Source organism: Rufibacter glacialis (genome assembly GCF_008271745.1).
GTDB classification, from domain to species: Bacteria; Bacteroidota; Bacteroidia; order Cytophagales; family Hymenobacteraceae; genus Nibribacter; species Nibribacter glacialis.
In genome coordinates this window covers 105,256-127,774 of sequence record NZ_VKKZ01000021.1, presented here as the reverse complement: position 1 = coordinate 127,774, position 22,519 = coordinate 105,256, and the positions used below count along the sequence as shown (strand labels likewise).

At 55.9% G+C, this 22,519-nt stretch carries 18 protein-coding genes; 7 read left to right on the top strand and 11 right to left on the bottom strand.

Translation table 11 applies throughout. The features are described from left to right. The first annotated feature begins 598 nt into the window (after positions 1-598). From pxpB to FOE74_RS12210, 4 genes are read left to right on the top strand one after another with little or no spacing between them, the layout of a single operon-like run. A complete protein-coding gene (pxpB, locus tag FOE74_RS12225) occupies positions 599-1,330 on the top strand; it encodes a 5-oxoprolinase subunit PxpB (protein WP_225840794.1) in 732 nt (243 codons plus the stop codon). After that, the gene (locus FOE74_RS12220) at positions 1,320-2,321 is read left to right on the top strand and encodes a 5-oxoprolinase subunit C family protein (protein ID WP_149098907.1); all 1,002 of its coding nucleotides are present in this window, start codon (positions 1,320-1,322) and stop codon (positions 2,319-2,321) included. The genes pxpB and FOE74_RS12220 overlap by 11 nt, the downstream gene beginning before the upstream one ends. Further along, positions 2,318-3,088, top strand: coding sequence for a LamB/YcsF family protein (locus FOE74_RS12215; protein ID WP_149098906.1), 771 nt, complete (start codon positions 2,318-2,320; stop codon positions 3,086-3,088). Before FOE74_RS12220 ends, FOE74_RS12215 begins: the two co-directional genes overlap by 4 nt. A gap of 5 nt (positions 3,089-3,093) precedes the next feature. Further along, positions 3,094-4,278 carry an NRAMP family divalent metal transporter gene (locus FOE74_RS12210; RefSeq protein ID WP_149098905.1) on the top strand — a complete coding sequence of 395 codons (1,185 nt, stop codon included), beginning with the start codon at positions 3,094-3,096 and terminating at the stop codon, positions 4,276-4,278. A 932-nt stretch (positions 4,279-5,210) separates the two neighbouring features. Here FOE74_RS12210 and FOE74_RS12205 read toward each other — a convergent pair. Then, positions 5,211-8,207, bottom strand: a complete 2,997-nt coding sequence (locus FOE74_RS12205; protein WP_149098904.1) for a M16 family metallopeptidase — start codon at positions 8,205-8,207, stop codon at positions 5,211-5,213. A 544-nt stretch (positions 8,208-8,751) separates the two neighbouring features. Between FOE74_RS12205 and FOE74_RS12200 the strand changes: the two genes are divergently transcribed. Together FOE74_RS12200 and FOE74_RS12195 are read left to right on the top strand one after the other, a co-directional pair. Next, entirely contained in the window at positions 8,752-11,547 is a 2,796-nt protein-coding gene (locus FOE74_RS12200; protein WP_149098903.1) for an outer membrane beta-barrel protein, read from the top strand. Between the two features lie 406 nt (positions 11,548-11,953). Beyond that, entirely contained in the window at positions 11,954-14,053 is a 2,100-nt protein-coding gene (locus FOE74_RS12195) for a PAS domain-containing sensor histidine kinase (RefSeq protein WP_225840793.1), read from the top strand. Here the strand turns inward: FOE74_RS12195 and FOE74_RS12190 are convergent. From FOE74_RS12190 to FOE74_RS12150, 9 genes are all read right to left on the bottom strand, one after another. Next, positions 14,043-14,771: a YqjF family protein gene (locus tag FOE74_RS12190; RefSeq protein ID WP_149098902.1), complete on the bottom strand. Its 729-nt coding sequence runs from the start codon at positions 14,769-14,771 to the stop codon at positions 14,043-14,045. The two genes, FOE74_RS12195 and FOE74_RS12190, sit on opposite strands and share 11 nt — an antisense overlap. A 9-nt stretch (positions 14,772-14,780) precedes the next feature. Next, on the bottom strand, positions 14,781-15,548 hold the full coding sequence (locus FOE74_RS12185; RefSeq protein WP_149098901.1) for a class I SAM-dependent methyltransferase: 768 nt from the start codon (positions 15,546-15,548) through the stop codon (positions 14,781-14,783). Continuing rightward, on the bottom strand, positions 15,545-16,519 hold the full coding sequence (locus tag FOE74_RS12180) for a hypothetical protein (RefSeq protein ID WP_149098900.1): 975 nt from the start codon (positions 16,517-16,519) through the stop codon (positions 15,545-15,547). The genes FOE74_RS12185 and FOE74_RS12180 overlap by 4 nt, the downstream gene beginning before the upstream one ends. 81 nt (positions 16,520-16,600) lie before the next feature. Further along, positions 16,601-16,933 carry a hypothetical protein gene (locus FOE74_RS12175; protein WP_149098899.1) on the bottom strand — a complete coding sequence of 111 codons (333 nt, stop codon included), beginning with the start codon at positions 16,931-16,933 and terminating at the stop codon, positions 16,601-16,603. 93 nt (positions 16,934-17,026) lie between these two features. Next, positions 17,027-18,013: a TIGR01777 family oxidoreductase gene (locus FOE74_RS12170; RefSeq protein ID WP_149098898.1), complete on the bottom strand. Its 987-nt coding sequence runs from the start codon at positions 18,011-18,013 to the stop codon at positions 17,027-17,029. A 75-nt stretch (positions 18,014-18,088) separates the two neighbouring features. Further along, the gene (locus FOE74_RS12165; protein WP_149098897.1) at positions 18,089-18,595 is read right to left on the bottom strand and encodes a GbsR/MarR family transcriptional regulator; all 507 of its coding nucleotides are present in this window, start codon (positions 18,593-18,595) and stop codon (positions 18,089-18,091) included. A 489-nt stretch (positions 18,596-19,084) separates the two neighbouring features. After that, positions 19,085-19,519, bottom strand: coding sequence for a VOC family protein (locus tag FOE74_RS12160; RefSeq protein WP_149098896.1), 435 nt, complete (start codon positions 19,517-19,519; stop codon positions 19,085-19,087). 42 nt (positions 19,520-19,561) lie between these two features. Beyond that, on the bottom strand, positions 19,562-20,113 hold the full coding sequence (locus FOE74_RS12155; protein WP_149098895.1) for a dihydrofolate reductase family protein: 552 nt from the start codon (positions 20,111-20,113) through the stop codon (positions 19,562-19,564). A 39-nt stretch (positions 20,114-20,152) separates the two neighbouring features. Then, complete coding sequence (locus tag FOE74_RS12150; protein ID WP_149098894.1) at positions 20,153-20,608, bottom strand: DUF1801 domain-containing protein; 456 nt, start codon at positions 20,606-20,608, stop codon at positions 20,153-20,155. 208 nt (positions 20,609-20,816) lie between these two features. Here FOE74_RS12150 and FOE74_RS12145 point away from each other — a divergent pair, with 208 nt between their 5' ends. Beyond that, on the top strand, positions 20,817-21,737 hold the full coding sequence (locus FOE74_RS12145; RefSeq protein ID WP_149098893.1) for a zinc-dependent peptidase: 921 nt from the start codon (positions 20,817-20,819) through the stop codon (positions 21,735-21,737). Between the two features lie 36 nt (positions 21,738-21,773). Here the strand turns inward: FOE74_RS12145 and FOE74_RS12140 are convergent, their stop codons facing one another. Then, the gene (locus tag FOE74_RS12140; RefSeq protein WP_149098892.1) at positions 21,774-22,463 is read right to left on the bottom strand and encodes a dioxygenase family protein; all 690 of its coding nucleotides are present in this window, start codon (positions 22,461-22,463) and stop codon (positions 21,774-21,776) included. Between the last annotated feature and the right edge of the window lie 56 nt (positions 22,464-22,519).

The window sequence follows — 22,519 nt, the reverse complement described above, 5'->3', positions numbered from 1 at the left end:
ACGAAGAACCCGCTGTTCCTGCTTCCTGCCTTGGCTGAAAATTCTGCCGCTGCCACCACCCCGCCTGCCCCGCTTTTCATCCCTTACAGCTTTAGGCCTGTTTTTAGAAAAAGGCTCAGAAAAGAGGCGCCTTCTACTCCTAGCCACAAACCAAAGAGGAGCTTCTGAAACGCTATCTGTTTAGCACCCCTTTTCCCGAAAACATGCTTGAAACGGAGCGGCCCCTGTTTCTTTGGTACGTACCAGCAAAAAGCTTCTGCCGCGGAAGCCGTTTCAGGCCCACTTCTCAGAAAATAGGCCTGAAACGATCACCCGGAGTAGCGGCATTCGCAGACATGTGAAAGCCATTAAGGACGGCGAAACCAAGGTGTGTTTTTTTGCCCGCTGCCTCCGGTGCGGAGTGTTTTCTATTGGGAACCGGAGCCCCCCAGGCGCTGCAGGAGAGAACAAACCTCGTAATTTTTCAATCGGCGGGGCCGAAGGGATTGGACTTCACCAAATCATTTTATCTTTAGCATTAGCAAAACCGCTGGGCTTGAAGCTCCTTCGTTTACGGCCTGTTTTCTTGACATCCTCCTTAAACCAGAAACCTTCCATCATGCCTCTTCCCATGTCCTCGGTCAAGCTTTACCCTTTGGGCGAAACGGCGGTGGTACTGCAACTGGGGGAAGAGATGGCGGTAGAAACGCACCAGTACGTGAAGGCCGTGGCCCGGTTCCTTGACCAAAACCCGTTTCCCGGTCTGGTGGAATACGTGCCCGCCTTCACCACCGTCACCGTGTACTATGATCCCTGGCTCCTGAGCAACCGGGGCCAGCAAGACCCCTACGCCGTGGTGGAAGGCCACCTCACGCATCTGCTGGCGCAACTGGAAACCGGTCTGGAAGCTGAAAAGCCTCCCGTCAAGAAAATTCCGGTGGTGTACGGCGGTGAGTTCGGGCCAGATCTGGAGGAGGTGGCCCAACAGGCCGGCCTTAGTCCGGAAGAGGTGATCACCCGGCACACGCGGCCTGAGTATCTGGTGTACCTGATCGGTTTCGCGCCGGGGTTCCCATACCTGGGCGGCCTGGACCCCAGCCTGGCCACTCCCCGCAAACAGGTGCCCCGTTCCGTGGTGCCGGCGGGCTCGGTGGGCATTGCCGGAACGCAGACGGGCGTGTACCCCCTGGAAACCCCGGGCGGCTGGCAGATCATCGGTCGCACCCCCTTGGTTTTGTTTGACCCTGAGCGGGAGCTGCCCAGCCTGCTGCAAATGGGCGATCTGGTGCGTTTTGTGCCTGTTTCAGAAAAAGAGTACCTAAAACGGAAAAAGCAGGCGCATGGGTTTTAGCGTGGAAAAAGCCGGTCTGCTCACCACGGTGCAAGACCTGGGTCGGTATGGCTACCAGAAGCAGGGCATGGTGGTAAGCGGTGCCATGGATGCCTTCGCGTTGCGGGTGGCCAACCTGCTGGTGGGCAATGCCCAAAACGCCGCCGCGCTGGAGATCACGCTGGTGGGGCCTCGCCTGCTTTTCCAACAAGACACGCTCCTGGCGGTGACCGGCGCCGATCTCTCGCCGAGGCTGGACGCCAAACCGCTGCCCATGAACCAGCCCGTTTTTGTGCGGGCCGGAACCCGGCTGGAGTTCGGGCGGGCGGTACAGGGTTGCCGCGCCTACCTGGCTCTGGGCGGTGGGGTAGACGTGCCGCCGGTGATGGGCAGCGCGGCTACGTACCTTCGGGCAGCGGTGGGCGGATGGCACGGCCGGGCGCTCCAGAAAGACGACCAAGTGCCGCTCAAGGGCCTCAAGCCGGAGCAGCTAAAGGCCTGGCAAGAGAGACTCCCGGCGCCGGAACCGTTCCTGGCTGCACCCTGGGGTGTTTTCCCTGCAAGCCTGCCCCCGTACGCCGGGAACCCTACGGTACGGGTGGTGCCGGGCCCGGAATATGGCCTGTTTTCGTCGGAAGCCCAGGAAGCGTTCTGGCAGTCACCGTTTCAGGTAGCTCCCGCCTCAGACCGCATGGGGTACCGGATTGCAGGGCCGGCGCTGACGCTGAAAGAACCGGTAGAAGTACTTTCCAGCGCCGTCACGTTTGGGACCGTGCAGATACTGGCCAACGGAAATCCTATTATCTTGATGGCCGACCGCCAGACCACCGGGGGCTACCCGCGCCTGGGCCAGGTCATCTCTGCGGATCTGCCCTTGCTCGCGCAGGCCAAGCCGGGAGCCACCATACGGTTCCAGCAGGTATCGTTGGCCCAGGCGCAGGAGTTGTATTATCAACAGGAAAGAACCTTGGCGCAGCTTGCCAGCGCCCTTCACCTTCACTTGAAAAGATGAACCAGACCCTTACCGTTGACCTGAACTGTGATGTTGGCGAAAGCTTTGGGGCTTACCGCCTGGGCCAGGACGAAGCTCTGCTGCCCTTGGTGACCTCAGCCAATATTGCCTGCGGGTTCCATGCCGGTGACCCAGCCGTGATGAAAAAGACCGTGCGGCTGGCCCTGGAACACAGCGTGGCCCTGGGCGCGCACCCCGGTTTCCAGGACCTGGCCGGGTTTGGCCGCCGTGACCTGGCCGTCTCTCCTGAAGAAGCCTATGACCTGGTGGTGTACCAGATAGGCGCGCTCTGGGGGTTTATCAAGGCCGAGGGCGGGGTGCTGCACCACGTAAAACCGCACGGCGCGCTGTACAACATGGCGGCCACCAACCCCGCCTTGGCCCAAGCCATCGCCGAAGCCGTGTATAACGTAGCGCCGGAAGCGGTGCTGTATGGCCTGGCCGGAAGCGCCTTGGTGCAGGCCGGGGAGAAACTGGGCCTGAAAACCGCGCATGAAGTCTTCGCCGACCGGACGTACCAGCAGGACGGCACGCTCACCTCCCGTAGATTACCAAACGCCTTGATCACGGATCAAAATGAGGCGGTTCGGCAGGTGGTGCGCATGGTGAAGGAAGGTGTGGTGCGGTCGCAGCAAGGGGTAGACGTGCCCATCAAAGCAGATACCGTTTGCCTCCACGGCGATGGAACGCACGCGGTGGCCTTCGCCCGGCAGATCAGGGAGGCGCTCACAAAGGAAAACATTTCTCTGCGGGCATTTCAGGGCTAGTTTTTATGAAACAAACCAAAAACCGGAGTGTGCTCCTGGGCGCCGCTTTCCTCATGGCCACCTCGGCCGTAGGGCCGGGTTTCCTGACCCAAACCACCGTTTTCACCCAGAGCCTGGGCGCGAGCTTCGGGTTTGTGATCCTGCTCTCCATTCTGCTGGACATCGGTGTGCAATTGAACGTGTGGCGGGTGATTGCCCTTTCTGAGAAACGGGCCCAGGACATCGCCAATGCGGTGCTGCCGGGCTTGGGTGGGTTCATCGCGTTCCTGATTGTGCTGGGCGGCTTCGCCTTCAACATTGGGAACGTGGGCGGCGCGGGGTTAGGGCTCAACGTACTGACCGGCCTCTCGGTGGAAACTGGGGCGGTGATCTCGGCGGCCGTGGCCATCGGTATATTTCTGGTGCGCGAGGCCGGCCAACTCATGGACCGCTTCGCGCAGGTATTGGGTGTTCTCATGATTGGGCTGATTGTGTACTTGGCCTGGGTTTCTTCGCCGCCATTGGCCGAGGCCGCCCTCAGAACGGTGGCCCCGGAGCAAGTGAGCTTCACGGCGATTATCACCTTGGTGGGCGGCACGGTGGGCGGCTACATCACCTTTGCCGGTGGGCACCGCTTGCTAGACGCGGGCGTGAAAGGAAAAGGAGCCTTGGGGCAGGTGACCGTGAGTGCCGTGTCGGGCATCACGTTGGCCTCGGTGATCAGGGTGTTTCTGTTTCTGGCTACCCTGGGTGTATTGCAGGGCGGCCACGTGCTGAACCCTGAGAACCCGCCGGCCTCGGTGTTTGAACTGGCAGCGGGCGAGGTAGGCTACAAGTTGTTTGGCGTCATGATGCTGGCAGCAGCGATCACCTCGATGGTGGGGTCTGCGTACACCTCGGTCTCTTTCATCAAATCGTTCCATCCCCGAATCGCTCGGCAAGAGAACTGGTTCATTATTGGGTTCATCCTCATCTCCACGGTTATTTTCGTCTCCATTGGCAAGCCGGTGCAACTGCTGGTGTGGGCGGGCCTGCTGAACGGGTTCGTGCTGCCGGTCACCCTGGGCACCATGCTCATTGCCGCCCACAAGAAGAGTATCATGGGGGCTTATGTGCACCCCCGGCTATTGACCTTGTTTGGGATATTGGTGGTGCTGGCCATGGCCTGGATGGCGGGCGATACGTTGGTGCAGCAGATCAAGACCTGGTAAGTTTCTGTCTGCTTGACTCCAAGAAAAGGGTAGGTGCCTGCCTTATGCCGTTGCTGGCGTAGCAGGTGCTTTTGGCGAAGCCCTTTCGCCGTTGTTGGTGTTCTCACCAACAACCGAAACTGCATCTCCCAACCGCTTCTTCCTTTGCGGTATCAAGTGCACGCCTTTTGTCCTTGCTGGCGTGGTGGCCGCTGTTTTCGAGGCCTTTATGCTAGCTTGTTGCATGGCTGCCCTCCGTGCGCTCAAGGTCGCGAGGCCCCGTCTTTCCCTCTCGCACTGCCCTTTACGGCCTGAGCCGTTCATCTCTCTTAGTACCCGTCCATCCAGGGCCAAAAGCGAGGCGCTCAAAGGAATGACTGGAACAGACAACGCGTGGGAAGGCGGGGATAACCCCCGTAGAGACAACGGCACCGCCTTGTCTCTTTCGCCTTGCTCTCTTTTTCTCCCACACATTCCAGATACTCCTCCTTTGAAGCAGGGCTGTTAAGTTCTACTTTAAAGGCTTAGACTGGGGTGAAATTCATTTCCATTCTTGCCTAGTTTGAGGCTTTCGCCTCACTGAAGTTGCAAACTTCAGCTCAATTTGGGTCCAAGTTAGAAACTTGAACCAGCTATATCTTTAGAACTTAACGGCCCTATCCCTTTGAAGGGGGCGAAGGGGATGTTTACACCTGCTCAACCTCCCTACTTGCAAAAAGACCTTCCATGGTTCAAGTCTTTGACTTGGACCTGCCATGACCTGAGGTTTGCAACTTCAGTGAGGCGATAGCCTCAAAAGCATAGTTAATGAGTATGTTCTCCCTTGTTTCTGACGGGTAGAACAATACTTCCGCTTTAAAGAGGAAAAAGGCGTTTTCGGGTGCTTTTCCCGAAAACGCCTTTTAATTGGGTAGTTCAGCTGTCAGTAACCTGAGATTTGAACCAGGATGTACTTAGAAGACGCGTCCTTCTGCGCGGGCTTTGCGGCCTTTCTTCACGGGCTCCGCTTTCTTGGGTTCAGCAGGGGTAACCGGAACATCGGCCTTGGCCAGAACCGGGGCGCCGTCTGGGTCCAGTTCTACCACCTCGTAGCCCAGTTTCTCCAGCCCGGGTTTGATAGAGACCTTGTCACCTACCAGCATGATGCTCATTTTCTCTATGGGCAGGTATTTCTTGGCCAGGGCGTTGATCTCCTCTTTGGTGATGGTTTGCAGGATCTGGTTCTGCTTGGCCACGTAATCGGCGTCCAGGTTGTAGCGCAGCATGTTGTTGAGGAACGCGGCTTTCTGGAACGAGGTCTCGTACTTGCGGGCGTCACTCTGCCCGATGGCGCTGCGCATGAAGGCCAGTTCCTCGTCGGTGATGCCTTCTTCCCTGAAACGCTTGATCTCTTTCATGAACTCCACCACGGCGCTGTCTGACACGTTAGACCGCACGCCCGCATAGGCGGTGTAAGGCCCTGAACTTTCAGTACCGGAGAAGTAGGAGCCGGCGCCATAAGTGTAGCCTTTGTCTTCGCGCAGGTTCAGGTTGATGCGGCTGTTGAAGGCCCCACCCAGCACGTAGTTCATGAGACCGGCTTTGTAGAAGTCACCGGTGGCGTCATAGGGCATGGCCATGTACCCGATTCTGATCTCAGACTGGGCGGCTTTCTCTTTGTCCACGATGAAGATCCTGGTTTTGTCAATGCTGGCCAGTTTAGGTTCGGCGGGCATGGTCACGGGCTTGGCGGCCCATTTGTTCAGGAAGGCCAGCTTGGGCATGATCTGGTTTTGCTCCACATCACCTACCACCACCAAGTTGGTCACGCTGGGCGAGAAGTAGTTGGCATAGAATTTCTTCACGTCATCTAAGGTGATGCTTTCCACGGTGGTGCTGGTGCCAATGACCGGAATGGCCTGGATATGGCCTTCGCCATACAGGGTTTTGTTGTACACATTGTTGGCGATGACGGTAGGCTGGGTGCTTTGGTTCTTGATGGCTTCCAGGCGCTGCTTCTTGAGGCGGTCAAAATCATCCTGGGAGAAACGGGGGTGCATCATGCGCTCTTCCAGCAACGCCAGGGTGGCATCCAGGTTCTTTACCTGACTCTGCACCTGCACGGTCATGGTCTCAGAGCCGCTCCCGAAGGAGATAGACGAGCCCAGTTTCTCCAGTTTCGTGCTGATTTCCTCGGCAGTGAATTTCTCAGAGTCCTCGTTCATGAGCGACGCCATCAAAGACGCGATGCCGGCTTTAGACGGATCGTGCGCCTCCAGCTTGTGGCCGCCTTGCAACGTGAACAGCAAGGTTACGGTAGGCACCTCGTCATTCTTGGCACCGATTACTTTGATACCGTTAGCCAGATTCTGTTTCCAGAAGGGCGGTACGGTGATCACCGGGTTCTTGCCGGCGGCTGGTACTTTGCTGCGGTCAAAGGTGTCTTTGGCTTTCACGTAGGTGAGGCCGGCGTACTGGTCAGCGGGCGCTTTGTAACCGCTTGGGTCTACTTTGAAGTTGTCTGGTTTGGCCACCATCTCTGGTTTGCCTTTGGGCACCACGCTCAAAACCACGGCCTTTTTGCCTTTGAGGTACTGGTTGTACACCCGCATCACATCGGCTTTGGTAACGGCCCGGTGGGCTTTGAGTTGGTTGGTGAGGAAGTTGGGGTTGCCTGTGAAGGTCTGGTAAGCGGCCAGGGTAGAGGTCTTGCCTGCCACGCTGGAAAGGCTGTTGATGATGCCCGACTCATAGGAAGCCTTGAAGCGCTCCAGGTCATCATCGGTGACGCCTCTTTTCTCAAACTCCACCAAGGCGTTGCGCAACTCTTTCTCCATGTCAGCGAGGGATTGGCCCGGCAACGGCAGCACGGTTAAGGTGAACTCGCCCGCCAGTTCAGAGGCCGGATGGCCGGCGCTGGCCTGTACGGCTTTCTGGGCTTTGGTCAGGTTCTGGTACAGGATAGAGGTCTTGCTGCCGCCAATGATCTCCGCCAACACATCTAGGGGCACTTCATCTGGGTGGTAATTGGGCACCGTAGGGAAGGTCATCTGCAACATAGGGAAGCGGATGTTGTCTTCATAGGAGATGTAGCGGTCTTGGGTGAGCACCGGGGCCGGCAGCTTCATGTTTTTTACCTCGGGGCCGCGTTGGATGGGGCCGAAGTATTTCTCTGCCAGCTTCACCACCTGGGCGGGGGTTACGTCACCGCCTACCGTTAAGGTGGCGTTGTTGGGGCCGTACCAGCGCAGGAAGAAGTTCTTGAGATCGTTCACGTTCACCCGGTTCAGGTCTTCAATATACCCAATGGTGGTCCAGGAGTAAGGGTGGCCGTACGGGTACAGGGCGGCGCTGTTTTTTTCGTACACCAACCCGTACGGGCGGTTGTCATAGTTCTGGCCGCGCTCATTCTTCACGGTCTCGCGCTGCACCTCAAACTTCTTCTGGGTCACGGCATCCAGCAAAAAACCCATTCTATCGGCTTCCAGCCAAAGCGCGGTCTCCAGTTGGTTAGAGGGAACGGTCTCAAAGTAGTTGGTGCGGTCGCGGTTGGTGGTCCCGTTCAGAGTGCCGCCAGCTTGCGAAACGATCTTGAAGTGTTCCTCGTCGGCTACATTGTCTGAGCCCTGGAACATCATGTGCTCAAAGAAGTGCGCGAACCCTGATTTGCCCACTTCTTCGCGGGCCGAGCCTACGTGGTAGGTCACGTCTACGTGCACGATGGGGTCAGAATGGTCCTCATGCACGATCACGGTCAAGCCGTTGGGCAACACATACTTTTCATACGGAATCACCAACTCGCCACTCTTGCGGGTCACTTTCTCTACCAATCTGGTTTGGCCTTGCTTCTGCGGAGCGGTTACCACGGTGGCAGGCTTCTTGGTGGGGGCAGCCTTTTTCTGGGTTTGAGCCTGTGCCTGGGCAGAAAGTGCCGCCGCCATGCACATGACCATGATGCTTTTCTTTGACATACGCTTGGGTATTTATAAAAGGTTGGTACCAGTAATATTACCAAAATAAATAGCACTATGCAAATATCAGGTATTGTATTTTCCTGGTGTGGGTGCAACCCCATTGGGGAGTTCTACCCTGACAAAGAAAAGGGTCATTATCCACGTCTAAAGAATTCGCCCTGTTAAGGGCAACCCGGGTTAGCAGCTGGGTAATGCTGAATAAGGAAAAGGTATTAGTGAAGGTAAGTTTCTATGTATGATGGGTTTAGTGGACTGTTTCTGAAAAACAAGGTGAAAACAGCCTGGAGCGGGACCGGCGGAAAGGGCAAAGACAACAATGACCAAGTTAAAGAAGGCAAGCCAAACGGCCTCTATTTCCCCAGTTGCGATCCCTTTCGTTTGGCGGCTGTTTTCACCAAAACAGAACGTTAATAGAAAGTTTCAAATGTTAAACTATGTTAAATCTAGGAAAGGTAGGAGAAGGCAATGGAGTAAATTTCTTAACATTATGCCAGATACTCCCTTACTCCGTGAAATTCTCTAACCCTTTTGCCGCGCCCGCATGAAAGCACTGATACCCGCTTTTCTTTTTCTGTTCTCCTTCTGTTTCTCCACCGCCGTTCTTGCCCAGAACCAGAAGGGGGAGGTGAAGGGAAAACTCTGGGATACCGCCCACAAAGAGGCATTGTCTTACGCCACCATTGCGGTCTACACGGCTCAAGATACTACTTTGGTCACCTTCAGGGTGAGCGATGAGAAAGGCAATTTCAAGGTGCCGGGCCTGGCCCTGAACCAACCGCTCCGGATTGTGATCACCATGACCGGTTTCAAAGTGTACCGCAAAGAGTTCACCCTGACCTCTGGCAATGCGGCGCTGGATCTTGGGCAGATTGAGATGACCCAGTCAGACAATTTGCTAAGTGAGGTGATTATCACTTCTGAGGCGCCGCCCATCATTGTGCGCAAAGACACGCTGGAGTTCAATGCCAACTCCTTTAAAACCCTGCCCACGGCGCTGCTGGAAGACCTCCTCAAAAAGCTGCCCGGCGTAACGGTAGACGGCTCCGGTAATATTGCGGTGAACGGTAAGGCGGTGAACAAGATATTGGTAGACGGCAAGGAGTTCTTTGGGAATGACCCCAAGGTGGCCTCGCGCAACCTGCCCGCCGACATGATTGACAAGGTGCAGGTGGTGAACGATCCTGATGCCCTTCGCCGAGACCCTGACCTGCCCGTGAACGAGATTCCGCAGGTGATCAACCTGAAACTGAAGAAAGGCATCAAGCAGGGTGCCTTCGGGAAAGTGTACGCGGGCACCGGCACTGACAACCGCTATGAAGGCGGCGGTATCCTGAACATTTTCCGCGACACGACCCAACTGAGTGTGCTGGGCTATTCGAACAACCTCAACCGGCCCGCCTTCGGGTTTGAAGACATTTCCCGGATTGGGGGCTTTAGCCGCAGCGGCATGAACTCCATCATGGTACGCAGCGACGGCGGTTTCGCGGTGAATGGGATTTCCTTCGGTGGTACTGAAGAAGGTATTCAGCGGTCCAGCGGGGCCGGTGGCAATTTCAACACGCTTTTGAAGGGAGATGTAAAGGTGAACCTGCAATACTTCCTCGGGGGCATTGACGCTGACCTGAACCAACTGGTGAACTCCACGCAGCACCTGCCGCAGGACACCCTCATCTCGCGCCGTACCCGTGACCAGGACAGCGAGAGCCGTAGCCACCGCATAGGAGGCCGCCTGGATTGGAAGATTGACTCGGTGACCAACCTCAGTTTTTCGCCCAGCGTGGTGTTGGCGCGGAGTGGGTCATTCCAGGACCTCCACACCAATACGTTCCGCAGTTTCTATGAGCCGCTCAACACCAGTGACAACCATCAGGTGCTGGACAACCACACCACTACCTTCTCAGGCAATTTCTCCTTTGACCGCAGCTCCCGCCAGAAGAAAGGCCGCCTCTTCAACTTCTACGGCACCTACCACTTCAACGACGGAAACCAGACCCAAGACTACCTGGTGAACAGTTCTTACTTTGGCCTGAACCCCTATTCTGAAACCCTGGATCAGCTGCGCGACAATGTGGTGATCAACCGGGCCATGACGACCTCTTTCTCGTATACCGAGCCTTTCAGCAAGCCCCTGAGCGGCGTTTTACGGGCCAATTCGGAGTATTTCAATGACAAGAACTACGTGAACACCTTTGACCAGGACGCCGAAGGAAGAGACCAGCCGGTGCTGCTCCCCAAGCTGTCTGACGCGGTGGAGCGGAGCGGCTGGCGCAACCACCTTACCGCCAGCCTAAAATGGAAAATAAAAGACCTGACGGTGCAGCCTGGCGTCCGGTTCACCCTGCTGGACATTGACAATTCCTTCCAGAAACTGAAGCCCCTTCCCCAGCAGTACTTCTATGCCTTCCCGTCTTTGACGGCCAACTGGAAAAGCTTCAACCTGAGCTATAACGTGAACGTGCGCGAACCTTCGGCGGCAGACCTGCAACCGGTCACGGACCAGTCCAACCCCTTGTTCGTCCAGTTCGGCAACCCGAAGCTAAAGCCCACCATCTCCAACTCAGTCAACCTGCATTTCCGTAAGTTTGACACCAAACGGTCCATCAATTACTGGGCGTACCTTTCAGGTAGCTTCAACAAAGACGCCGTGACCCGCGCCAGAACCCTAAACCAGACCACCGGCGAGCAAACCACCCGCCCCGTGAACACAGACGGCAACTGGCAACTGAACTGGAACGCAGACATCTCCAAAGACTGGAAGTTTGACGGCAAAAAGCAATTCACGTTAACGGCCTCTGTTTGGGGAAACTACGTGAAAACGCTCATCCTCCTCAATGAACTGCGCAGCTACGGCCAATCCATCTCCGTCACGCCTACCCTGAACGCGCGGGTGAACCTCAATGACAAGTTCGAGTTCAGTGAAGCCCTCAGCCTGGGGTCGCGCCGCAGCCGGTACCAAAACCAGGCCTTCCAGGACATCCGGTTTTCTACCCGCAGCTCAAAGACCGGGGTGGTGGTACGGTTGCCTAAAAAGCTGGTGTGGGAAGCCACTTTTGACTACAGCTTCAACTCCAACACTGCGCCCGGCCTCCGGAAAGACGTGAGCCGTCTCAATGCCGGAGTCACCTACCTGTTCATGAAAAACGACCGGGCCCAGTTGAAGCTATCTGTATATGACTTGCTGGACCAGAACGTCAGCGCGTACCGCAGCATACGGGAGAATTTTGTGGAAGACTTCCAGACCCAGGTACTTACCCGGTATGCGCTGCTGACGTTCACCTACAACATCCGCAATTTTGGCGGCAAGGTGGGCGGCACCAACACCTTCTTCCGGTTCTAAGGCCCTAGCTTGAGTTGAAAGCCTTGTCTACATGATCTGGCCGCAGACACTTTATCGTAGGGTGGACAGAAGCGCACTAAGGATCAGGATAGATTATCTTGAGCCTTCCAGCCCAGGGTTCTCTGCCTCTGCCAGCGGGTAAACAACCCCAATGGGCAGGTAGCTGCCTGTTAAGCCTAAAACCCGCCATCGCTTCTCTAAGTTGACGTGTAACCATTTAGGTCTTGTTTCTGTAAAAGGAGCCCTGCAACGCAAGCGGGGCTTTTTCTTTGGTGTTAGGGGATCCCAGGTAAACGACATGAAATAAACCCGGGCTTGCGCTTGAATTGTCTTCCGTTCTTGCCGGCAATTTTGTATGTTGCTAGGTACCCACAGAAGTGAACCCTGCTTATAACCCCTCTTTCCAATGGCATCAACCTATCAAGAAGAAACCTCCTCAGCGGCACTAAGTATTTTTCAACGAGGCGGCGAAATGGGGGCCTTGATGCGCGCCTATGATTGGGAGGCGCACCCCTTGGGTAGCCCTGAGCAGTGGCCCCAGAGCTTGAAGGCCAACATCAGGTTGTTGCTCAATTCAGAGTTTCCTATGTTCATTTGGTGGTCTCAGGGGCTGTACGCTTTCCACAATGACGCGTACCTGCCTGCCCTGGGCCAGAAGCACCCCGCTGCCCTGGGGGCGTCGGCGCGTACTATCTGGGCCGAGATCTGGGAAGACATAGGCGGCATAGCCGAGAATATCTTGGCCGGCGGAGAGTCTTTCTATACCGAGGGCCTGCAGTTGTACCTGGACCGGAACGGTTTTCTGGAGGAAACCTACTGGACCTTCTCCTACAGCCCTGCTTTTGATGATGACGGCCAGGTGGCGGGTGTGTTCTGCGCCTGCTCTGAGCAAACCAGCACCATGCTGGGGCAGCGCCGGCTCAGCACCCTTACCGCCCTGGCAGGTACCTTGTCTCAGCTCCACACCCTGGAGCAGGTGGGGCAGACCTCCTGTGCGCTGCTGGCCCAGAATCAGAATGATATCCCGTTCAGCCAACTGTACCTGGTCAACCGGTCGCAAAGCCAGGCGGTTTTGCTGGGAGAATCCGGGCAGGCGTTTTCCCCGGCCCCACCGGTTATCTCGCTACAGGGGCCGGAGGGAAGCCAGGAATGGCCTTTTGAAGAAGTGCGGCGTTCCCGTAAAAGCCTGCTGGTGGAAACCGGACGGCAGCCAGGGGAACGGTCTTTGCCAGAACGGGCCGTGGTCCTGCCCATCGTGCGCTCTGGGCATGAACAGGTGCTGGGATTCCTGGTTTTGGGCATCAGCCCAAGCCTGGGCTATGATACGGATTACCTCAACTTCCATGAACTGGTGGCTGGGCAGATTGCCACCGCCATTGCCAGCGTACAGGCCCGCGAAGAGGCGGCCCGGCGACAGGCCGAGCTCAGCAACCTGTTTCAGCAGGCACCCGTGGCCATTGCCATTGCCACAGGGCCAAACTTCGTGATTGACCTGGCCAACCCCGCTATCTGCGAAATTTGGGGCAAAAGCCAGCAAGAGGTCCTGGGGAAACCCGTATTGGAGGCCTTGCCCGAGATAAAGGGCCAGGGTATCAAGGAACTGCTGGAAGGGGTGGTGCAAACCGGAATCCCGTATGTGAACAATGAATTGCCCCTGCAGTTTATGCGCAACGGGGCCATGGAAACAGTATACCTAAGCTTTGTCTACCAACCGCTGCGCAGTGCCCAGGGGCACGTGACCGGCGTGATTGCCGTGGCTGTGGAAATCAATGAGCAGGTGGAGGCGCGGCTTCAGATTGAAGCCAAAAACAAGGAACTGCTGGCCATCAACGCAGACCTGGACAACTTCGTGTACTCGGCCTCCCATGACCTGAAAGCCCCTATCTCCAATATTGAGGGCCTGGTGCAGACCCTGGTGGAGCATTTGCCTAAAGAGGTGCAACAGCAGGAGGTGGTGCAACGGGTGCTACGGTTGATGCATGCCTCAGTGAGCCGCTTCAAGCGGGCCGTGTCCGATTTGACCGAGGTAGCCAAGGTGCAGCGCGAAGCCGGCGAAGACGTTACCTTTATTGACCTGGCGGAGGTGGTGGCTGACGTGGAGCTGGACTTCGAGAACATGATCAATGCCACCGGCGCGCGCCTGCAGACCCAGTTTGCCCCTGATTCCACCGTTCGGTTCTCGGCTAAAAATGTGCGCAGCGTGGTCTACAACCTGGTGAGCAATGCCCTCAAGTACCGCTCGCCCCACCGCATGCCCTTGGTGGAGATCACCACTCAGGAGGTCCCGGGGTATCTGGTATTGTCCGTGAGCGACAATGGACTGGGCATCAACGCCTCTGACCAGGATAAGATCTTCACCATGTTCAAGCGCCTGCATGACCACGTGGAAGGCACTGGCATTGGCCTCTACATCGTGAAACGCATTGTGGAGAATGCCGGGGGGCACATTGAACTGGAAAGCGAGAAAGACCAGGGCACCACCTTCCGGGTTTTCTTTAGACGGTAAGAGGGTTAGAAAGCCGCCCACCGCCTTTCACCAGAATCTCTGAGCCCTCGGCCAGAAACACCGAGACCGGCTCCGTCTGGTTCAGAAACCCGAACGCAGGACCGTAGACAGCCTCAAAATCCACCTCAACGGTGTATTCCCGGACCGGGTACAGCTCCCATCTGGGGTGCGCCACCTCATACGCCGAGGTCTGGCCGGCGCCAAGTCGGGTGAACCCCCAGAAATGCTCAGTGATAAACTCCTCCTCACTGCCCACGGCAATGGGAACCGGACGCGGATCGGCGGTCACGCGCAGCGAGTGCCAGTTCTTTTGCTTCCAGGCGTAGCTTACCTCCAGGGCGGTTGGCGTGGCCTGCCAGGAATGGCGCATGGACCTGGTCTCATAATGCTCCCCGTAGAGCGTGTTGGCCACCAGGCTAATGGCCAGCCGCGGGACAATCTCCTTAAGGAACACCACTCCCCGTTGCGTCACCCCGTTCTCCTGGCGCTTAACGTAGAACCGCAGATTCACCTCCTCAAAATTGGTGTGGAAGGGCACCCTGATGCCCTTGACGCGGGTGTTCTGGAACAGGAAGCCTATCAAGCTCACGTAACAGGTGCCGTTCCACAGGTCCAGTTCCGTCCCGTCTGGCACGAAAGGGAGCAGCACCTGCGGGTCTACCCGGTAGTTGGCCATGATGAGCTTGCGCCATTCGGCTTGGAGAAAGGTCTTTTTCATAGGTGCATGTTACGTTGTTTTGGTGCCATAAAACCCGGTGGCACAACCATGGAAAAGCTTTATGGGGGTGACCGCAAGCCCTGCCTCTTTGAAAATGGCCGCTGCTTCCTGCGCGTTCCCGAAGGCTTGGGTATAATACCCCAATTCTTTGTAATGCCCATACTTTCTAGCAAAGAGAAACCCAATAACCGGTATCAGGTACCTTATGTACCACAAGTAGGGTACCTTCAGCCATGGTACGCCGGGTTCAGAGATTTCTATGAACGTAAAACGGCCGTTGGGTTTCAGGAGCCGATGCGTTTCGCGGGCCAGTTGGCTCATTTGTCTTTTGCTTAGCGTCTTCAGCCCAAAGGCACAGGTTACCACGTCGTAAGTGGCTGGCGGCAAAGGGTTCTGCAAGACATCTGTTTGGTGCAGGTGCACTTTGTCTTCATACTTTTTATGGTTCTTTAGAGCGGCGCAATGCAGCATGCCATCAGAGAAGTCAAGGGCGGTAAGGTCTGCGTTTTTCCATTTCCTGAGGATGGGGCCCCACATCTCGCCCATGCCCGTCATTAAATCCACTACCTGCACCGGTTGGTCGCTGGCGGGCAGCGACGCCAACATCTGGCTTCTCCATAAACGGGAGAACCCGAACGAGGTAAGGTAATTCATCCGCTCATAAGAGGAAGACATACCGTTGAAGAGGTGGACCAGATAGCTTTTCTGGAAATGCTGGTCCTGCTGCTGGGCTACCGCCTTGGTGGGAAAAGGCGTGGGGAGGGCAAGGGTTTTCATAGGGGCTTGACATTTAAGGAGAGCACTGCTTTTTCACTGCGACCCTTTATCACCTCTAAAATCATCTGGTGCAGGTCATCCATCAGAAAATCCGCCCAGAGGGCGCAATAGGCATTAAAGGTGGTGGTGACCCGGTAGGTAGAGGTAAGGCTGAGCAGGGCGGCGCCCGAAGGGAGTGGGGTGATATGGTAACTGCCCTTGACTACGTCAAAGAACTGTCCGCCCACCATCACGTGCTCATCTAAGGTATTGGGCGGAATGGAGTGCTCGTCTAAGGTGACCTGGTAAGTAAACCCCTGGCCCTCGGTCCATTCCTGGATATCGAACTTGAACTGGATGCCTTTGTCCCAGGAAATAAAGCGGGTAGCGTTTTCGCCTTCCCGGTCTAAGTGGCCGGTTACTGGTTTGGGCACATTTATCAGGTGAATGAAGTGGGACTGAATCTCTTGTGGCCGGATATCTTTCACGTTCTTCACATGCTCCCACACCCTAGGGGGAGGCGCTTGGATTTCAAGGGAGGTGGTAACGGTATGAAAGGAATCTTCGGGCGTGATGTGCCGCTCTACCACCAGAAAAAGCAGCGGGAGTACCAGGAGGGAATAAAGCGGGGTTTTAGGCCCTTTGGCATGCAGCCGGAACAACCGGATGACAAAGGCGGCCACCGTGGCCAGCATGATAAACGGGGCCACAATGATGACCAGGCAGATGATGCCCTCCAGCTTTAGGAGAAAGGCCAGCAATACAAAAAGCAGAATGCTTCCCCAGGGAATAATGATGAGGGACTTGTAAGAAAGCAGCTGCTCTTTGGTGCTGAACAAAACCGGGATAGAGCCAATCACCAGCGGCAGGATGAACACATAGGAGATAGACACCAGGGTATGGTCTGCAGAAATGAGGCAGAGCATGACCACGGCGTACAGCGCGGCCAGGATAATGCCATACGTCAGGCGGAGGTTGGGTTTGGTGGACATAGAGATTCCGTTAGGAGGGAAGACCCGCAATAGGGGGCAGGAGAAGGTTTGTTTCAGCGGTAGGAGGTATGCGGGTAATGCTCAGGAAAGGGAGTTCCCGGCAATCTTGTTCGGCTGGCTAAAAACATGGAGGACCAGGCAAAAGAGGAATGGGCCAAAGGTGAACAAGAGGAGATAAGGGGTAAGAAGAAGCAGGAGATAGGCAATAAAGTGTCCCTTAAACAGGCAAGCCACCAAGGCGCTGCCAATAAAGAAGCCCCAGGGGCGCAGCAGCCATACTGTGAAGTTCCTTTTCGGTACTTCCGCCCGCAACGGGATCCAAATGGCCCACAACACCGTCGGCATGAAAAGGAGAAACCCTAAAAATGCCAGTTCCTGTTGCGGAGAGAAAACGCAAAGGAACTCTGCCGCCAAGAGGGCACTGAAAAAGAGAGCGTAGAGCATCCAGTTTTGGGCAGTGTGTTTCATGGCGGAGGCGAATTTCAATGGATAAAAAAAGCGAAAGGCTTAGGCAGAGGGCTGGCAGGAAGGGAAGCCGGCGTTTCTAGGCTGTTTTCCTGAAAAGGGCGTCAAAGCCGGGGCAGGAAGGCAAAGCGCCACCGCTTCCTCAATGGTCCGGACTTGGAAGGTATAACCTGCCTGCAGGAGTCTGGCAGGCGCCACCCATCTGCTTTTCAGGAGCAATTCCGTTTCAGTGCCCAATAGGAAAGCCCCTATCTCCAGCATCCATTTTCTGGCGCGCAGCCCTAGCGGTACGCCCAAGGCCTGCCGGATGGTGGTCATGAAATAGTGGTTAGGAATGGGTTTGGGAGACGCGATGTTGAAATCGCCTTCCAGTTCTTCGTGCCGCATCAGGAATTCAATGCTTTGAATCACGTCTTGCGCATGGACCCAACTGAAGCACTGCAGGCCGTTTCCTTGTCTTCCGCCCAAGCCCAAGCGGGCCAGGTTCAGGTAATAGGGCATCACCCCGCCTTCTTTGGCTAACACGATGGCCAGGCGCAGGGCTATTTTTCTGGTGGTCGGGGTGTGTTGGGCATAAAAGGCGTTTTCCCATTGGCAGCAGACGTCTACAGAGAAGCCGGTACCCACCTCGCCGGTCAGTTCATCCTGCGGACCGTCTTGGGCATGGCGGTAAATGGTGGCAGAGGCCGCGTTCATCCAGAGGCGGGGCGGGTTTTGGACGAACCTGATGGCTTCACCTAACGCGTACGTGGCCTGCACCCGGCTGGAAATGATTTCCCGTTTGTTCTTCTCTGTGTACCGGCAGTTCACGCTTTTGCCGGTGAGATTGATGAGCAAGTCGGCGTGGTCCAGGTGCTGCACCCAGTCGCCGGTAGGGGTGGCGGCGTCCCAGTAGACTTGCCGGGCAGCGGTAGGTTGCGCAGATGGTTTCCGGGTGAGGACAATCACCTCATGCCCCTTACTTGTGAAGTGCTCGGTTAGAAACCGACCGATAAAGCCGTTTCCCCCTGCCAGAATAATCTTTGCCATACCTGTGCTCTTTAGGTTGTTTATAAATATTGAACTTTCAGTAAAAAATGAAACATAGAAGGCAAAAAAAAGCTGCTACTTGAAAAGCTTGAACATGGACCCGAAGAACCAGTTCTCCTCAGCCTTGAGCATGGTTTCCAGAGTTTTGTCCACGTTGCCCGCCAGTTTGTTGATGTCGGTCACAGTGGTTTTGAAGGTAGCGTATTCCGGGTCCTGGGCATCGCCCTGTACTTCCTGCAACTGGGTCAGGAGTTTGAGCACCGGCTCCAGCTCGCGGCGTTTCCGTTCTTTGGCCACCTGGCGGGCAATGGTCCAGACGTCCTTCTCGGCGAAGAAGTATTCCTTGCGCTCGCCGCTGCGGTGCTGCTTCTCAATCAGGCCCCAGTTCATGAGGTCGCGCAAAGTCATGTTGGCGTTGCCCCGGGAAATCTGCAGCTGCTCCATAACCTGTTCGGTGGTGAGGGCCTCCGGCGAAATCAGGAGCAGGGCATGTACCTGGGCCATGGTGCGGTTGATGCCCCACTCAGACCCCAGTTTGCCCCAGGCCTCAATGAATCGCTGCTTTGCTTCGGGTAACTCCATGGCTCAAAGATATAAAAGTTTTTAAACTTTCAATATTTAATGAAAGTTTATTTTGTCGATTTTCCGGAACAATTAAAAGGGGAGGTGAAAGGTGTTTTTGCTTTTCTTTGGTAAGGCGATTGGCGCGGACCGGAGCAGGCTAAGGGGAAACCCAATCCTGCTGGATTATTGCTCTGCTCTGCCACCCGGACAGGTAGCACTATCATGTAGAATAGGACCGGAATGGGAAACCAAAAGTTTGCTGGTGGGAAAGGCGTTTTAAATTTGTATTCGGCAAAACGGCCTTAAATCACCGAAGGATAGTTTTGGCTGTCAACACCTCACAAATCTTTAAACTAAGCAGGCTTTTCTTACCCAGTTAACGCCCTGTTGTTTAGCGGCCGTTTTTAGGAAAACGGCCGCTAAACAGGTAAAAGCTTTAAGCGCTAGCTCCTGATGAATGGGCGGTCTGTCCCGCTGAAAGAGGACGGCAACAGCAGCCAGACCCAACTAGGAATGCTGCTCCTCTATGTCATGGTTGACCATCCAGTTGATGCCGAAACGGTCGGTGCACATGCCGAAGAAGGCGCCCCAGAAGGTCTTTTGCAGGGGCATGGTAATGATGCCGCCTTCTGCCAGGCCGTTGAACAGGCTGGTGGCCTCTTCCATGCTCTTGGCGTCAATGGAAAGGGAGACGTTGTTGCCCACCGTGAGCGGGTGGCCCATAGACTCCAGCGAATCGTTGGCCATGAGAATGGTGTCTTCGCCGATGGGCAGAGCGATGTGCATGATTTTCTCCTGGTCTTCGGCCGGAAGGCTGGCCCCGTCGGCGGTGTCTTTGAAACGCTGCAAAACCACGAACTCGCCGCCGAAGACCGACTTGTAGAAATTGAAGGCCTCTTCGGTGGTGCCGTTGAAATTAAGGTAAGGGTGTAAGGATGGCATAAATTGGGCTAGTAAAATGATAAAAGGGATAAAATAGAATTCTTAACGGTTAGGACTAGAAGCGGCATCTGGCAGGCGGTCGTACCACAGTTGGACCAGCCCCGAGGGGAAAGTAAGGCTTTTGGTGAGGGTGAGCAGGTGCTCTGGCCGCCCGTCCCTGAACAACCGGATGCCGCTGCCCAGCAGATGCGGAATAACGGAGACAATCAGCTTGTCAATGAGGTGTTCTTTGAGCAGGGCTGCCACTACCTCTCCGCCCCCGTCGCAGTAAATGTGTTTGCCTTTCTGCTCCCGCAGCGAGGCAATGAGGGCTTTCGGGTCTCCGCCGTAAAACTCCACGTTGCCCACATAACCGGTTCTGGTTCGGGAAAGGACATAGATTTTTTTGCCGGGGTGCAGGACTTTCTGCCCAAACGTAAGGACTTTCTCATAGGTGCGGCGGCCCCAGATGACCGTATCCACGGTTTGCTGGAAGGCCTCGTACCCGTAGTCCTCACCAGGCCGTTCCACCCTGGCCAGGAAATCAAGGTTGTCGTCTTCCCTGGCAATGTAGCCGTCCAGGCTCATGGCAATGTAAAGGATGACCTGTCTCATGCCGCAAAGGGTTTTAGGGTTGTTTTTCTGAAAAGAGGCTTATTTCCTGTACTGGTTTTCGTAGCGGGTGATCCACTGCTGAGGCGTGACCTTCGCTGCCAGTTCCCCCAGCAGCGCCAACGGAATCTGGTCTGTTTTCTTGAACCGCATGCAGCTTTTGCCCATGTCCAGTTTGGCGGTGCTGTGTTTGGGGTATTCTGTGGTAAACCAGTGCAGCAGTTCCGGGTCGGCGTAGAGGCCCATGTGGTACACGGCCATGAAGTTCTTCTGCCACGCGATGCTCAGAAATGGCAAAGGCAGGCTAGGATTGCAATGGTACCCCGCCGGATACAGCGAGTGCGGCACCACGTAGCCTATCATGCCGTAGCTCATCTCCTCCACAAAGCCCTGGGGAAGGTTGGCCCGTAAGACTTCGCGTAGCGCGTTCATGGCTTTCTTACGGTCTTCCGGGAGCGCCTCAAGGTACTCCTGCAAACTAAGGGCAGTGCTAGGCATAGGGATCAGGATGTGGGATGGCGATGACCAAAGTAAACAGAAAAAATGAGCCGTAAAAAGAAGAGGAGCTTGTTTTGAAGCTGTTTTAGGTAAAAGGCCGCCAAAACTCCTCTGTCTTCAGTAGATAGGAATAGGCGGGCAGAAGGTTACCTTTGCCGCGCAGCGCAGGAGAGGCATCTTTCTGGCCGGTTACACGTTCGTAAGCCCTATGGGAATTCTCGCATTCATTGTATTTGTGGTGGTGATCTGCACCATCTTCTTCCGGTGGGCCACGCGCAAAAACCGGCGGCGCAAAAAAGTCATGGCCCAGGAGTTTCCGGCGGAGTGGCGCAAGATCCTCACCGATAGGGTAGGCTTCTACCACACCCTGAAAACCGATGCCGAGAAAGAGCGCTTCGAGAAGATGGTGCAGCTGTTTCTTTCTGAGAAGCGCATTACCGGCATTGAGGTCACCATTGATGACACTACCAAGGTGCTGGTGGCGGCCAGCGCCATCATCCCCGTGTTCGGCATCCAGGACTGGGAGTACCAGAACCTGGGCGAGGTGCTGGTGTTCCCCGGCAGCCTGGAGCGGTTCAAAGACGAAGACAGCGAGGCCGTCTCTGAGGTGCTGGGCCGCGTGAACCCGTTCCAGAACGACCACTACGTAACCCTTTCCAAACCCGCCCTGGAGCGCGGTTTCAACGACATGGCCGACCGCCAGAACGTGGGCATCCATGAGTTCGCGCACCTGCTAGACCAAGCTGATGGCGAGATCAACGGCACCCCCACCGCTTACCTGCCCCAGGAACTGGTGTTGCCCTGGCAGCAACTGGTAGACCGCAAGATAAAGCAGATCAAGAAAGGCGAATCAGACATCAACCCGTACGGCGCCACCAATGAGGCCGAGTTCTTTGCCGTCTCCACGGAGTATTTCTTCGAGAAACCGGGCCAGATGGCCGAAAAGCACCCGCGCCTGTATGCCATGCTCACCAGAATCTTCCGGCAGAACCCCAAAAGACGTTTCGGACTTAATTTCAGAGAATTGCTCAACCCCTACGGCAAACGCCTGGGCCGCAACGAACCCTGCCCCTGCGGCAGCGGCGAAAAGTACAAGCACTGCTGCTTGTTGAAGAAAACGGCCGCTTAAAGAAGCAATGGGCCTGGGTAATATACTTCCTGCCCGCTATTTCTCAGAGCCGGTCTGCGGCGGGTAATGTGGGATATTCAACCCCAGAACGATGTTCCGCTGCGCGAGAAGAATTCCCTTGGATAAGGTGGGTTTTACCACGCCGTTGCCTCCCCGGTTCTCCATGCTTTTCCTGGTTTCCTGGGTCAGGAGTGGGTCATCGTCAAAGACGATGTCATCAAGGTAATACTCGTTTCTGATGCCGGGCTCTTTGACGGAGAAATGAAGGTGGGCCGGCGTGTTGCGGGCAGGGTAGGGAGCCGGCCGGATGGTGTAAATAGCGTAATGGCCCCTAGAATCTGTTTTCACCCAGCCCCTGAGGTGCCCGTGTTGTTTCGCTCTTTCATCCAGGCCAGGCTTGGGCGAGTAATAGCCGTTGTTGTCTGTTTGCCAGTAATACAGAAGAACCCCCGGGGCAAGCGTCTTGCCGTCCCGCTGGTACACGGTGCCCTGAATGACCAGTCTTTGCCCCTTCTCATGCCAACCGGCACTGGTGTCTACGGCATTGAGGGTAGCAGGCAGGCCTACAAACATCAGCTCACAGCCGTCACAGCCACCTCCAACTGGTTTCCCGGAGGAAGCAGAAGCCTCTGTGGGCGGGCGGGAAGGAGCTTTTGTCTGCCCGTTGCAGGCGAGCAGGCCTTGGAGCAGAAACAGGAATAGGGTAAAGGCGGGCAGTCGTTTCATAGGCGTTCGTCTTTCTGCCGGTCGCGTGGCGTCCTATGTTCCCTTTTACGGATACC

What these genes read in the sequence shown, in the direction of transcription:
- pxpB (WP_225840794.1), top strand. Translation starts at nt 599, where the DNA reads ATGCCTCTTCCCATGTCCTCGGTCAAGCTTTACCCTTTGGGCGAAACG.
- FOE74_RS12220 (WP_149098907.1), top strand. Translation starts at nt 1,320, where the DNA reads ATGGGTTTTAGCGTGGAAAAAGCCGGTCTGCTCACCACGGTGCAAGAC.
- FOE74_RS12215 (WP_149098906.1), top strand. Translation starts at nt 2,318, where the DNA reads ATGAACCAGACCCTTACCGTTGACCTGAACTGTGATGTTGGCGAAAGC.
- FOE74_RS12210 (WP_149098905.1), top strand. Translation starts at nt 3,094, where the DNA reads ATGAAACAAACCAAAAACCGGAGTGTGCTCCTGGGCGCCGCTTTCCTC.
- FOE74_RS12205 (WP_149098904.1), bottom strand. Translation starts at nt 8,207, where the DNA reads ATGTCAAAGAAAAGCATCATGGTCATGTGCATGGCGGCGGCACTTTCT.
- FOE74_RS12200 (WP_149098903.1), top strand. Translation starts at nt 8,752, where the DNA reads ATGAAAGCACTGATACCCGCTTTTCTTTTTCTGTTCTCCTTCTGTTTC.
- FOE74_RS12195 (WP_225840793.1), top strand. Translation starts at nt 11,954, where the DNA reads ATGGCATCAACCTATCAAGAAGAAACCTCCTCAGCGGCACTAAGTATT.
- FOE74_RS12190 (WP_149098902.1), bottom strand. Translation starts at nt 14,771, where the DNA reads ATGAAAAAGACCTTTCTCCAAGCCGAATGGCGCAAGCTCATCATGGCC.
- FOE74_RS12185 (WP_149098901.1), bottom strand. Translation starts at nt 15,548, where the DNA reads ATGAAAACCCTTGCCCTCCCCACGCCTTTTCCCACCAAGGCGGTAGCC.
- FOE74_RS12180 (WP_149098900.1), bottom strand. Translation starts at nt 16,519, where the DNA reads ATGTCCACCAAACCCAACCTCCGCCTGACGTATGGCATTATCCTGGCC.
- FOE74_RS12170 (WP_149098898.1), bottom strand. Translation starts at nt 18,013, where the DNA reads ATGGCAAAGATTATTCTGGCAGGGGGAAACGGCTTTATCGGTCGGTTT.
- FOE74_RS12165 (WP_149098897.1), bottom strand. Translation starts at nt 18,595, where the DNA reads ATGGAGTTACCCGAAGCAAAGCAGCGATTCATTGAGGCCTGGGGCAAA.
- FOE74_RS12160 (WP_149098896.1), bottom strand. Translation starts at nt 19,519, where the DNA reads ATGCCATCCTTACACCCTTACCTTAATTTCAACGGCACCACCGAAGAG.
- FOE74_RS12155 (WP_149098895.1), bottom strand. Translation starts at nt 20,113, where the DNA reads ATGAGACAGGTCATCCTTTACATTGCCATGAGCCTGGACGGCTACATT.
- FOE74_RS12150 (WP_149098894.1), bottom strand. Translation starts at nt 20,608, where the DNA reads ATGCCTAGCACTGCCCTTAGTTTGCAGGAGTACCTTGAGGCGCTCCCG.
- FOE74_RS12145 (WP_149098893.1), top strand. Translation starts at nt 20,817, where the DNA reads ATGGGAATTCTCGCATTCATTGTATTTGTGGTGGTGATCTGCACCATC.
- FOE74_RS12140 (WP_149098892.1), bottom strand. Translation starts at nt 22,463, where the DNA reads ATGAAACGACTGCCCGCCTTTACCCTATTCCTGTTTCTGCTCCAAGGC.